13 protein-coding genes are annotated in these 12,478 nt (G+C 58.4%); 3 read left to right on the top strand and 10 right to left on the bottom strand.

The annotated features are described in order from the left end of the window. Positions 1 to 24 precede the first annotated feature (24 nt). From CA85_RS15750 to CA85_RS15730, 5 genes are read right to left on the bottom strand one after another with little or no spacing between them, the layout of a single operon-like run. Complete coding sequence (locus CA85_RS15750; RefSeq protein ID WP_146392297.1) at positions 25 to 267, bottom strand: hypothetical protein; 243 nt, start codon at positions 265 to 267, stop codon at positions 25 to 27. A gap of 6 nt (positions 268 to 273) precedes the next feature. Next, complete coding sequence (locus CA85_RS15745) at positions 274 to 786, bottom strand: phage holin family protein (RefSeq protein WP_146392296.1); 513 nt, start codon at positions 784 to 786, stop codon at positions 274 to 276. After that, positions 786 to 983, bottom strand: coding sequence for a hypothetical protein (locus CA85_RS15740; protein ID WP_146392295.1), 198 nt, complete (start codon positions 981 to 983; stop codon positions 786 to 788). The genes CA85_RS15745 and CA85_RS15740 overlap by 1 nt, the downstream gene beginning before the upstream one ends. Next, the gene (locus CA85_RS15735; RefSeq protein ID WP_146392294.1) at positions 980 to 1,405 is read right to left on the bottom strand and encodes a hypothetical protein; all 426 of its coding nucleotides are present in this window, start codon (positions 1,403 to 1,405) and stop codon (positions 980 to 982) included. Before CA85_RS15735 ends, CA85_RS15740 begins: the two co-directional genes overlap by 4 nt. A 2-nt stretch (positions 1,406 to 1,407) precedes the next feature. Then, on the bottom strand, positions 1,408 to 1,839 hold the full coding sequence (locus tag CA85_RS15730; RefSeq protein ID WP_146392293.1) for a CsbD family protein: 432 nt from the start codon (positions 1,837 to 1,839) through the stop codon (positions 1,408 to 1,410). Positions 1,840 to 2,270: 431 nt separating this feature from the next. Here CA85_RS15730 and CA85_RS15725 point away from each other — a divergent pair, with 431 nt between their 5' ends. Continuing rightward, positions 2,271 to 2,888: a methyltransferase domain-containing protein gene (locus CA85_RS15725; protein WP_146392292.1), complete on the top strand. Its 618-nt coding sequence runs from the start codon at positions 2,271 to 2,273 to the stop codon at positions 2,886 to 2,888. A 46-nt stretch (positions 2,889 to 2,934) separates the two neighbouring features. On the opposite strand, the gene CA85_RS15720 is transcribed toward CA85_RS15725, so the two are convergent. The 3 genes from CA85_RS15720 to CA85_RS15710 all read right to left on the bottom strand — a co-directional run bounded on the left by CA85_RS15720 (position 2,935) and on the right by CA85_RS15710 (position 4,706). Beyond that, positions 2,935 to 3,897: a deoxyhypusine synthase family protein gene (locus CA85_RS15720; RefSeq protein ID WP_146392291.1), complete on the bottom strand. Its 963-nt coding sequence runs from the start codon at positions 3,895 to 3,897 to the stop codon at positions 2,935 to 2,937. Between the two features lie 117 nt (positions 3,898 to 4,014). Beyond that, positions 4,015 to 4,254, bottom strand: coding sequence for a hypothetical protein (locus tag CA85_RS15715; protein ID WP_146392290.1), 240 nt, complete (start codon positions 4,252 to 4,254; stop codon positions 4,015 to 4,017). 56 nt (positions 4,255 to 4,310) lie between these two features. Then, on the bottom strand, positions 4,311 to 4,706 hold the full coding sequence (locus CA85_RS15710; protein ID WP_146392289.1) for a CsbD family protein: 396 nt from the start codon (positions 4,704 to 4,706) through the stop codon (positions 4,311 to 4,313). A 472-nt stretch (positions 4,707 to 5,178) separates the two neighbouring features. Here CA85_RS15710 and CA85_RS15705 point away from each other — a divergent pair, with 472 nt between their 5' ends. Together CA85_RS15705 and CA85_RS15700 are read left to right on the top strand one after the other, a co-directional pair. Then, positions 5,179 to 5,946: a PEP-CTERM sorting domain-containing protein gene (locus CA85_RS15705; protein WP_186774984.1), complete on the top strand. Its 768-nt coding sequence runs from the start codon at positions 5,179 to 5,181 to the stop codon at positions 5,944 to 5,946. Between the two features lie 302 nt (positions 5,947 to 6,248). Continuing rightward, complete coding sequence (locus tag CA85_RS15700; protein WP_146392287.1) at positions 6,249 to 9,218, top strand: hypothetical protein; 2,970 nt, start codon at positions 6,249 to 6,251, stop codon at positions 9,216 to 9,218. Between the two features lie 263 nt (positions 9,219 to 9,481). Here the strand turns inward: CA85_RS15700 and CA85_RS15695 are convergent, their stop codons facing one another. Together CA85_RS15695 and CA85_RS15690 are read right to left on the bottom strand one after the other, a co-directional pair. Next, positions 9,482 to 10,267, bottom strand: a complete 786-nt coding sequence (locus CA85_RS15695; RefSeq protein WP_146392286.1) for a hydroxypyruvate isomerase family protein — start codon at positions 10,265 to 10,267, stop codon at positions 9,482 to 9,484. 243 nt (positions 10,268 to 10,510) lie between these two features. Then, positions 10,511 to 11,884, bottom strand: coding sequence for a Gfo/Idh/MocA family protein (locus CA85_RS15690; protein ID WP_146392285.1), 1,374 nt, complete (start codon positions 11,882 to 11,884; stop codon positions 10,511 to 10,513). Positions 11,885 to 12,478: the final 594 nt, after the last annotated feature.

Genomic DNA, 12,478 nt, shown 5'->3' with positions numbered 1-12,478 from the left:
GGACATCCCTAAAAGACTGCCCGATTAAGGCTTGAGCTTCCAACCGACGAAGACGCCGAGGCCAAATGCCCAGCAGGCTGCGACATCGGGTTTGTCTTTTGCGTACTGCTTGGCAAGGCTCAACAAATCTCCGGCTGGCTCGCTGACGAAATGGCGAGCGGCGTCCTGGGCCGCGTCGCCTGCGCCAGAGGCGGCTCGTTCGGCGGTCTGGCGGGCGTGGTCAGACATGGACTTACCGGGAGTGGAGGATGGAGGAGTTTCCGACATTTGCATCTACCTTCGATAGTGGGAGGAAGCAGCGGCGGCATCGGCGCCGTCACTGTAGGAGACAGAGGTGCGATCGTAGAACGATTCGCGGCGAAGCTGATTACGGGCCGAGGTCTGCGGGGAGATCAATGTGGCTTTGAGCCAACGCAAGTTTTCGGTGAATTCGGATTTCGTTTCGCTCATCGCGGCCGAGGCAGCGAGGATCGCCCGGAAGGCCACCCAACCGAGTGAGGCGACGATTAGGAAAAACGCTACGCTGACGATCAGGAGCGATCCACCCGTGGTCAGTTGCGTGAATTCGCCCAGGACAAAGCCAGCCCCGACCATCGCAACGGTCAGTGCCGAGCCCGCTAGAGCGAGGGCAACTGCCCCGCACGCGACCGCTCGAATCAGGCTGCGTTTGGCTGCCTCGCTATCAACGGCGATCAACTGCATCTGCAGTTCAAGCAGATCGAGCACATCGCGGACGACACGCTGAAAGCTCGAGAGCGGCTGTTGGGGATCTGCGGCGGTGGACATTAGCTGGACCATTTCTTTCGTTTGACCAACCAGCCCACGCCGATTCCAAAGGCGACCGCAACGGCGATCACGGCGGCGGGTTGCTTCTCGACGAAACGAGAGATCCGTTGAGAGGGCTGGTTTTCGGCGCGGCGAATCGCTGCGGCATGACGCCGCGGTGACGATTCGGGTACGTGTTCGACCAAAGGAGCAATCATGACGAGTGAACTTCCGGTTGAGAGGGAGACGGAGAGGCACCGCTACGGGCAGACATCGCACCGACTACTTGGTTGGTGGCGACGCGGAGGGCCTGTCTCGCCAAGAGGGTCACAAGCGTACCGGCGATGCCGGCAAACATGCCCTTCTCAGAGGGCGTGTCGATGGCTCCGGCGCGGTCTTGTTGGACCACTACGGTTGACGCTGACGACTGCTTGGCAGGGACGATGAGATAGCCCACGACGGCTGCGGCCGCCGCGACTGCGAACGGTCGTTGTGACACGTGATACTTCCAATCGGATAGCTGCTTAACCCGTGCTCGAGCGTCATCGACGTCGTAGGGCAAGTCACTCCGAATCTCACGCATTCGGCTTCGAATCGCCTCGGACTGTTTTCGTGTCGCTGTGGTTACCGACGAAGGCATGACTACCGTTTCCGCCCGAGGAAGAATACGGCTCCCGCAGCGATACCGAGCCCGAAGGCGATCGCTAGCGATTCGGCCGGACGACTGCGGACGGTATGGGCGAGCTGCGCTGAATAATCGCTCGATTGGGCAGCCAGTCGGCGGCCTTGATCACGAGCATAACGGCCGGCGTCATCGGCGAAGTTCTGCGCTGCGTCGGCGTAGTGTTGGATTTTTTCAGCGGCTTGGTCGCTTACCGAGCCCTGGAACATCCCATCGAGGAAGCTCTCCACTTCATTGCGAGCGGCGCCCGTTTTTCGCTGGACCATGCCGACGAGTTGATCGGCGCTTCCATCGAACTGACGGAGGTCGTCGTCGGTGAGTTGCCCCCAATGTTCCTTTAGCCGACCTTTCACTTCGTTCCAGTGGCCTTGGAGTTGTTCGCGGTTTGCCATGTTGAGATCCTGTTGGTTTGTGCGGTTGAGGCTCCGCAGCTAAAACGCAAACGGTTGGCCGCGGAGTGTAAGAAAGTCTACGTTGCATTCGCTGTGCCAAACGAAGAATTGAAGTATTTCAGCAAGAGAATCTGGAGGCTGATTGGCGTGAAATCGACCATCTTGGCAAATCATGCCGCAAAAACTTGGCGATCGCCGTCAGAGAACGGCTAGGAAAGCCAAAGGGGCTTTCCAGATCTGGCGCGGTGCAAATGTTTGCGGCGGTATGGCCAGCCTTCCCTGAAAGACTCGTTGGAGGCACGTATTTCGACTCTCCCTGGTTGCCAGTACGCAGGCACTCGCTTGTCAGCGAGACCGCCCGCAGGGAGGATAGGTCATCGCTGCCCCGGGCACCTTTCTGCAGTTTCCTCTCTCACCTGACAAAGTAAACGATGCCGTTGCAATCTATTCCTCTTGACGGTTCGATCAAGACGCTGGCGTACGCTGACCAAGCCGAAGATCTGATCGATACCGCCAACGAGGCGATTGAGACTTTCATGCTGGCGGACCTCGAAGTGATCGAGAACTTTGTCACCTGTGATTTCCACTTGCTCGATCAAACCATGAGCTGGATCCACGGCAACCATTTGTTGACGGGAAACCGGTTCTGCGAATGGGGGGCTGGCTTTGGCGTCGCCACCATGCTGGCGGCCCTGCGAGGTATGCAGGCCGTGGGGATTGAGATCGAACCGCGACTGGTGCATCAAGCCGAAGAGGTTGCTCAACGCGTTGGTAGTTCGGCTAGATTTTTCCAAGGCAGTTTCGTGCCGCGGGATGTCGAGGGTCTCGCCGAGATTGCTGGCGAAGTCAAGAATGTCGAGACCGAAGAGGGCGACGTATACGATGAGATTGGCTGGGAGATCGATGAGTTCGACCTGGTCTTCATGTTCCCTTGGCCAGGGGAAGAGTCTTTCTTTGAGCACATTTTCGCTGCTTGCGCCGCCGACGGCGCGCTGCTATTGAGTTATCACGGCCGTGAAGGCATGCGGCTGCTCCGGCAGGAGCGTTGAGCAGGCAGCTAGCGCCGACTCAGCCAGGCTGATTGTCGGGCGTCGGTCACCAATCCAGTACGTGGGCAAAGATGAGCGGTGCGCAGATCGTTGCGTCGCTTTGGATCATGAATTTGGGTGACTCCGGGTCGAGCTTGTACCAGGTGATTTTTTCGTTGGGGACCGCTCCGCTGTAACCTCCGTAGCTCGTCACGGCATCGCTGATCTGGCAGAAGTAGCCCCACAATCGAACGTCTTTCTCCAGGTCCTGTTTGAGCAGTGGCACGACACAGATCGGGAAATCACCAGCGATCCCCCCACCGATTTGAAAGATTCCGATCGGCGTGTCGGCGCTGTTGGATTCGTACCACTCGATCAGCCGCTGCATCTGCTCGGTGCCGGGGGCAAACGCGGTGTGGTTGGGGACCGTCCCGTCGTGAACGCGGGCGGCGTAGATATTGCCGAGCGTGGAATCTTCGATGCCGGGCGTGTAGACAGGAATCCCGGCGTCCTTTGCCGCCGCCATCCAGCTGTTCTCTCGGGGCACCTGGAAGTGCTCAGTGAAGCCTGGGTCGTCGAGCAGAGCGAACATGAAGTCGCAAGGCATCGCTGTCTCGTCTCTGGCCGCCTGTTCGATCCACAGCTTCGTCAGGCGATGCTCGAGATGACGCATCACCGTCTCGGGGATGCAGGTATCGGTAACACGGTTAAAACCGGCATCCCGCAGCCGCACCTCGTCCTCGACCGATAATGCCCGCCAATTGGGGATCGTACGGTATTCGTCGTGCGCGACGAGATTGAAGAGGTCTTCCTCCAAATTCGCGGCGGTGCAGGTCACCGCATGGACCTTCCCCTGCCGGATCATTTCGGCGAGCGAGAGACCGAGCTCGCCAGTGCTCATCGCCCCGGCGAGCGTAACCATCATTTTACCGCCGTTGTCGATGAACTCGCCGTAGCCGCGAGCGGCGTCTCGAAGTTCGCGTGCGTTGAAGTGGCGAAAGTGCGTTTCGAGAAAATCAGTAACTTTCATCGGGAGCTCTAGACGGCGGGGCGTGTGCGTTCGGGGACGCGTGTTTGTAGCGAGATTCCGCCGGATTACAATCGCTGGGTCGACCGCGAGTCTCCTTCGCCCCGCCTGCTCGAACGCTTAACCCCGCAATTTCCAGCCGACGAGCACGCCCAATCCGAACAGCCACACGGCGGCGACATCGGGACGGTCTTTAGCATAATCGCGGACGAGTCCCGCGACGTCTTGAGCGGGTTCGGCGACATAATGGCTGCCGTAGGCTTGCAGGTTCTCCGATGTGGAGTGCGTTGCATCGTCCAAGCGGCTGCGCATTTGAGCGACGGTCGAGCGGGATTTCGTACTTTGTGTATTGGAGGGCATAACTGAAGTTCCTAGCAATCGGGGGTGATGAAAAATGGAATCAAGACAAGTGGCAACTACCTGACGTTCCAGCGGTCTCGCCAGGTCGGCTGTCGGTACCGGTCCGCTGCCAGTGAGTACCCGATCGCGGCGCCGACGAGCAATCCGATGCCCAACGCCGTCACGACCGATTCGGCTGGGTGTTTTGCGACCATCTCGGTCGATCCTTGGTAACTTTGCTGCAGTTTGTCCCCTGTCCAAGAGAAGCTGGCGCCGCAGTCCGCGTACACCTTGCTGAGAAAGTCCTCGACCTCTGACCGGGCTGCGCCCACCTTTTTCTGGATCAGGCCGATCAACTGCTCCTGGTCGCCTTCGACCTGGAGGAGTTCGTCGTCGGTGATTTGCCCGTATTTTTCTTTTACCGAGCCGTGGATGGATTTCCACTGTCCCGATGCCTCTTGTTTCGTAACCATGTTCTTTTCCTTTCATAAAAAACAGCTTCGCCCGGGGGAATCCAGACTTCCCAGTGGAATGCGGGCGAGCCTCACGGGCTGAAAGCTGATGCAAACTGTGTACCAAGGCGAACGCCAATGAAGCCTCACAGCGTTACTCACCACGCCGGTAAACATTTTTCTGCCGCTCGCCCCGAGTTCCTGCCATGCTCATTTTCCTGCTCGCTCGAGCTTTCAACGGCGAGCATGCAAGAGGGATTCCTGTCGAAATATCCTGACCCGCACAGGTGCCCCATCGGAAGATGGGGGGGCTCGCGTTGTGAGGGGCGTGTGGCGGATGCACTTTCTTCCGCTTTTTTTAGGGGGGGCGGAAAGTTCTGAGAACTTATCCCCTCGCGCGACGTTTATTAGCGTATGCACGTGATTTCCCAGTTCGGTTCGATCTGCATCTCCTCGCCTTTTTCTTTCTTGAGCACCGACGTCGATGTCCCACTTGAAATTCATTTTACTCCTCAGCACGCTGCTGGCGTGTGCCTCGGTGGCTCCCGTCACAGGCTCGGCAGGGATCATTCAGAATGGTGCATTGGTGTTGGAGCTGGGAGCCGCCAGCAAGTCGTCCAATGCTGAGCACACGGGCGCCTCAGGTCGCGTGGAGCTAAGGTTCGCTGATCTTTCAACTGGCCTCGTGAAAGTCACGGCGAAGGTGTTCAACACGACTAGTAGTCCCCTTTTCGGCGCCGGAGCAACCGAGTCGTACCTGACCGGTTTTGGTTTTGACCTGATCGATAACACCGAGTTTGGTACTGGCAGTTTTACCGCTGGAGCGAACCTCGACAATCTCTTGACCCCCTTTACGCTCGACGGCCAGCGTTCGATGGAGATCGGGTTTACAAGTATCGATAAGAAAGGGAACGGGAAGGGGAATGGAGGCGGGAATGCCAACGGAGATCCCAAAGGCGGGATCAAGGCGGGCGAGGATGACAGCGTTTCCTTTCAGCTTGTGAGCTCGACACTGGATGCTGCTGGGATGCTCGAGGGGTTTTCCGTCGCATTCCAAAGCGATCCTGTGCTGGGCGCATTGATGCGTTTCCAAAGCGTCAATGCTGGAGCGGGAAGTGACAAGCTGCAGTATGTGCCACCGGAGGAGCATGCTCCCGAGCCAGCCTCATTGGCCATCTTTGGCGTGCTGGGGCTAGCAGGCATCGCATCTCGCTGCCGCCGAGCTCGCAAAGCGAAGGCGCACGCAGTCCGAGCGGGCTGATGAGCTCTAGACTCTTACTCCGATCGAATTTCAGAAATGAATCGGTTGGCGACATCCGATTGAGATCCAGTCGCGGAGCTAGCGTCGTCTCAACATGCAATGAACTCGGTGAGCGGCGCTGAGCGGTATGGAGCCGAACAGAAACTGCTCAGGATAGCCGCCTGCTTCATCATCTCTCGCTGGTCGCTCTCGGAAACCGACGCCTGCGGCCGGTAGGAACCGGCCCTACTTGGGGTTGGGAGGCGTGTTAGGATGCATGCTGCATTGCACGCTAAGATTCCGAAATGAGAAGTGGTTGGACGATGATTCAGCAAGAACGTTTGCGACCGCGTTCCGCGGGTATCGCCCGATTGGTCGCCCGCTCGAGCGGGCGATGGGCGCTATGGATCGCTGGGGTGGTATTCTGCACTGGGCTCTTGCCGGCCGCCGAGCACGATATTCGTTTGGGCTGGATCGATCGGTTCCACAGTGGCTCGTTTTCCCAGGCTCAGATTGCTGCGTTGAAGACCCGCTTGGTCGGCTACGATGCGTTGGCGTGTCCGGAGCAACGCATCGTATTGCAGCGGGTACCCGACGAAGAGATTTTTGCCGATCAGCGTGAGCTACGCGGCGCCTGTGGCTCGATCGTGCAGATTCCCGAGGACTTTGATGTCAATTTAACCGGGCATGTGTATCGGGGCGTGATCATGGATCCACTCCGCCCGGAACGCGAATCTCGTCAGGCCTGGATGCAGCGATCGCGTCGTTGGAAGCAAACCGATGGATCGCCGGTCGTGGCGATGCCCGTCCTGCGTCCCGAATCGTTGCCGAGCGACGTCGTGGTTGGTATCGACGAAGCGGGGACCTGGCAGATTGGTTGCGATTTCAACGCCAACTTGAGCTTCGAGCCAGCGGAGCGTTTTGTTTTGCCCGCCGACCAAATGGATGCTCCTGTGGTTGCATCGATCGCGGGCACGACGGTGGTATTACGCGCCGCCGAAGGAAGAACGGATGCTGCCGTCGAGCCAACCACCCTGGGGCTTGAGGTTCTATGTGTCGATGCTCTGCCTGCGAAAGAGCATTCATCGGAAAGTGGGCAGGGGATGATTGCCCAAACCGTGGTGAGGATGGGTAAGAGTGATGACGGCGCGAGCGTGCAGTGGGTGTTGTTACCGACGGGCGGCGGAGCTGCCGATGTAGCGGCTGCCATGGCGGCGGCCGAGCGTGCTGATTGCGACGCGGTGCTCGTCAATTTGGACGGGCTACTGCACTGGCCCACCGATGCGGCGCGGCTCTTGGCTTCGCTGTCGCGTCACTCCGGACTGCCGGTCGTGACAACACGCCAAACACCGATCTCACCCAACTTCCATGTCGAACCTGATCGAAGTTCCGTTGCCGATCTGGCGGAGATTCTCAGCAGCCAATCCGATTCTCAAAAGACGTTTGCCCGCGCTGTCGGAGAACTGATCACGGACTTACCTCGGTTCCGCCAGGCGATCCAATTGGATGAGATGACGGCAGCAGGCGTGCTGCCGAGTGTCTCGCTCTCATCGATCGAGGAGAACGCCACGAACGACCGTTTTGTGACGATCGCCGGCACGCAGTCATGTATCGCGCGGATTCCCCGAGATGCGGTCGACGGTCGGATTGAAATCGGAAACCGAGCGGCGAGGTTCGAGGAATTGGACGTGAGGCTTTACGACGAACTTGGGATGCGAGTGACGGGGGTCGAGCACAGCAATGGCGTGCGGTTTGACTCGATGCCTCTTGCTCAAGCGATGCGGGCACGAGGTGGATATGTCGTAGCCGCTCCCTCCTTGTTCTATCGGGGCCGCACGGTGATGGCCGCGGGTGACGACGTCCGGATAACCTGGACCCACGCAGCCGCTGTGCCCGCCGACGCCAAATCTCCCGTCGATTCCGAATCGAAAATCGCCCAAGAACAGCTGCCACCGGGTGTGAAGGTCGCGCCGAGGTACCGCGTCGACCGATTGCCGCCGATGGCGACGGACGACGTTCCAGATTCGGTCCAGCAAATCGCGGCGGGACTGACGTCACGGGGCCCAACCGTGGCTTCATGGTGGTACCGGGAGCCACCTCGTCATGGATCGATTGCGTACCATCATGTCTTTGAAGACGAATTTCCTGGATCGACCCAGTGGCCCCACCACCGATTGCAGTTTTGGGTTGTGTATGAAAATGGCCGGCTGCTACCAGGATATCGCAGTGTTGGTGATCTGGGCGGATCCAATCCCGCTGACGCGTGGATCTTGGTGCAAGCGGCTGTGACCGATGACAGGAATCTCGCTAAGCCGCCCCGATTGTTGCAAACCGCGTCGCTGCGAGGTCGAGCACCGAGTGAACTCGATTGGCAACGAGTCCCGATCGAAACTGGCGATCGCCAGCCGGCAGCGGATCTCAGTTCGCTATCGACGGAAAAGTCTTTCTTGTTGGCGGAGCTGCGAGCGGAGGATTCTCACCCGAGTGAGGGCTGGGTCTGGGCGACGGATCCTCAGCAGTCAAGCGACCCAATGCCTTGGCTGCAGTACTATGATCACGATATTATTCAGGCGGCGATCGCTGAGCTGAAAGCACGGGGGAAAACAGCCGCGGAGATCGTTTCGGCGTCACCTCGCCCGAGCGACGACTCGAAGGACTTGACCGCCTGGCGCGAAAACCTCGTGGCGATCGATCAAGTGGAGGTGCGAAAATCCAATCTCGATGCGGTGGTGGAGACGTCGCGGCGTGTGTTGGAACTATGCCGTGAACGGCTTGATGGGTTGCCGCCTCCGGAACGACCTTACTATGAAGACATGTTGGCCACGATTGAATCTCCGGAGCAGAACTTTGTTGGCAAAGCTGACGCCTTCCAGTTTCAATCGGACCCGCAGTGGCTGCAAACCTACGCGGGGGCAGTCGACGCTGCCTATCGCCTGACGCGAGCCATTGGGTATCGCGAATTGCCGGAGTTGGTCGCCGAACAGCCGATCGTCGACCAAGCCGCACAGGATGAGGCCTACGAAGCGGCGCTATTCCAGCTCTGCGGGTTGGTGGAGATCAAAGACCCACGCTTTGTCCTGACGCTGCGTCGGTATCACCATCGCCGTGATGAACCCATCAAAGCGTATCGTGTGTTGAGACGTCACGCCTACGAAGGTCCCGCCACAGCTTGGTATTTCAAGAAGGAACGCGACGCCTTTGAGCAGAGTGGTGTGCCGGCGCTGTCGCGTCTGGGTCACGCTCGCTGGTTCCTCCGGGAAATGGCCGAGCCCGTCCGGCAGGCTTCCCCGTGAAGACCTCGCTGTGAAAGACTGTGGCCTGCGAACTAGGAACGCGGGAACAATGAGTCTCCTCGTGTACCACCAAACAGTGTTCACGAAAATCGGCAGTTATCCTTGCTGATCCGGTTTGAGTAGGCGCGCACCGCAACTGATGTCCGACCGTAAGACAGCCCCGCAGTGGCTGCACGTCATCACGATATTTTCACGCCAGCAGTAAACCGTCCGTCGTAATCCAAGCCTGCGATCGCCGCACTGCAGTTGGCAGAGTCGACTGCTTAGGATTGCATCGATTGCGAGTTCGCCATCGCGACTGCGTGGCGGAGACCGGCGTCTGGGTCGGACGTGGGCCAGTACTCCAGCCCGACAAAGCCGTCGTAGTCTGTCGTCCCGATGGCCGCGAGAATTTCCGCGTAGTTGAGTTCGCCACGAGTGAGTTCGTGGCGTCCGGGGTTGCCGGCGGCGTGAAAGTGACCGATCGCATCGATGCGTTTGGTCAATCGATCAATGACGTGTCCTTCACTGATTTGCTGATGATAGATATCGAAGACGACCTTGACTCGATCGCTGTCGACAGCGTCGACAATTTCGAAGGCTTCGTCACTTTGGACGAGGTAGTAGCCCGCATGGTCAACGAGTTCATTGAGCGGTTCGATGACGAGCGTGATGCCGGCTTGCTCGAGCATAGGGGCGGCGGCGGCGAGCCCGTCGACAAGCGATTGATGTTGCTGGTCGCGAGGCACACCCGGAAGAAAATCACCGACTTGGGAGATCAGCGTGGGGCACCCGAGACGCTGGGCCGCCGCGATCGATTCCTCAAGTCCCTGCAGATACTGGTCACGCAAATCGGAGTCAACGAGCGACACGAATCGAGTGCAGCAGGCTGCGATCGACAGGTTGTGTTTGTCGCGAGCGGCGATGATGGCATCGAGATCTTTCTCCCACCAGCACCAGAACTCGAAGGCGTCGATTCCCGCCTCCGCAACGCGAGCGATTGCTTCGGTTTCCTCCACCCCTTCGAAGACTGCGTCAATACAAACCGATAACTTGGGCGCGGAGGTCAACAGTGAGGCTTTTTTAAGTGTGGGGAAATTGAGTAGAGAAGCGTAGGGACAGTACCTATTGTGTTCTGTGGAAGCTGTCCTGTCGACTTGGTCGCCTGTCAGACATTTGGTCACCTGTCAGGCGAACGGGCAGTCGATTTTATCGGCGCTGTCGCGGCAATTCTGAGCCGAGGGCCGTGAGGCCCCGGGTGGTATTACCCACCCGGCCGCTGACGCGTCTCGGCTCACTCAATCGACAACTCGTTAGGCGAACGGTTTGTACTTGCCGGGAACGGGCAGTGGGTACTTGCCGTCGGCGTCCTTGACCACGGGGGGTGTCGACTGCAGGGTGTACTCGTCGATACCGGGTGCCAGGTCGCGACCTTTCTCAAGCAGTTCGTCCCACTTGATGACCTTGCCCGAGTAGCAGGCTTCGCGTCCGAGGATCGCTGTGAAAGTCGAATGGGCTCCGTATTCGCCTTCGTTGTAGATTTCACCACGCATCAGTGCTTCGATGATATCGTGCTGTTCCTGTTGGTGACCATTGACGCGTTTGCCCGAGAACTTCCAGGCGTTCGGGCCAAGAATCTCACCGCCGGGGACAGCAGTTCCCTTGGTACCTTGAGCGAATTCGCCAACGTGGCTCCATCCACCGGCGAGGTGCCGGCCCTGCGAGAACATCTTGGTTCCGTCTGCGAAGGTATACTCGCAGAAGGTGTGGTCAAAGATTTGGGACTTCGAGCCGTCGCCGTTTTCACGTTGTTGGTGACCGCCCATTCCGTTGCACTTGACTGGGTAGGCGCCCTTGACCCAACAGCCCACGTCGAGGTTGTGGATGTGTTGTTCGCAGATCTGATCGCCAGAAACCCAGTTGAAGTGGTACCAGTTATTGGTCTGGAACTCCATTTCGTTCTGGTCGTCTTTTTTGTTTCGGTACCAGATGCCGTTGCCGTTCCAGTAGACCTGTTGTGAGATCACGTCTCCGATGGCGCCGTCGTGGATGCGGCTGATCGTCTCTTTGTAGACGGGTTCGTGCCGACGTTGCAAACCGATGCCCACCATCAGGTTCTTCTTCTTGGACTCTTCGACGCTCTTGAGCACGCGGCGAACGCCGGGTGCGTCGACGGCGACGGGTTTTTCCATGAAAACGTGTCGGCCTTTGTTGACCGCATATTCGAATTGTTGGGGTTTGAACCCGGGTGGCGTCGCGATCACAACGAGGTCGCAGTCCACATCGATGGCTTGCTTGTAGCCATCGAGATCGCTGAAGATCTGGTCTTCGGGGACATCGACTTTGTCACCATGCCGTGACGAGAGTCGCTTGATGGTGTTGCGGGCTTTGCTCTCGAAAGCATCGTGAACGGCGACGAGTTTAACGTTGCCCTTGGTATTCATGATCTGGTCGGCAGCTCCGGTACCGCGTCCACCGCAGCCGATGAGCACAACGCGGATGACATCATCACCCGCGGCGTGAGCGGTGGGGATCGCCATAGCGCTCAGGCCAGCACCGGCGCCGAGGGTGGTTCCCGCCAAAAGTGATGAGTTCTGTAGGAACCCTCGGCGCGTCGCTGATGAGTCGCTCCCTGTCGAGGGGGTGGTAGCCGAGGATGGAGGGGTGGGCTGCGTTGAGTTTTGCATGATGCTTTCAAACAGGGGAGGGCTTGAGAAATCCGGCGAACGGCCGACGGCTTTCCTATTGCATTGGATTATAGACAGAAGTGAATTCACCCAACACCGTAATTAGTGGAGGACTTTGCCAATATCCTACCATAAAGCGGGAATCCAGGACGAAAAACATCGGATCGACCCAGAACCCGTCTGCTTGGGCGAACGTCCCAAGGGTGTTCGAATGTGCTGCTCGATCTGATTATCCCGATCATTTCGAGGGGGCGAACAAACCTTGAAACAACAATTCGACAGAATTGGCTTTGCCGGTCAACTAATTTGCGTAGACTGGGAGGGGCCTTTCGATATCTCCTCTGGTCGCCCGATGGGGCTGCTGTGCAGAGGCGTCTTCTCCGAACTCACCCCTCCCCTCATGTCCTTTTCCATTGCACACGGAATGCCCCACGGGTGGGTGTGCATTTCATTGCCCTCACTGGCTTCGCAGTGATTCGCTTGTCTCCTGTACTCACTCTTTTCCGACGACTGTTGCTCTCGGCGCACACGGTCAATCGCTGTATCGATTTATCGAGTGGATCGACGTGCGCTGAGAGGGCATGCCGAGCAGCT

The organism is Allorhodopirellula solitaria, assembly GCF_007859855.1.
Lineage (GTDB): Bacteria > Planctomycetota > Planctomycetia > Pirellulales > Pirellulaceae > Rhodopirellula > Rhodopirellula solitaria.
This window is presented reverse-complemented; position numbering and strand designations above follow the sequence as displayed.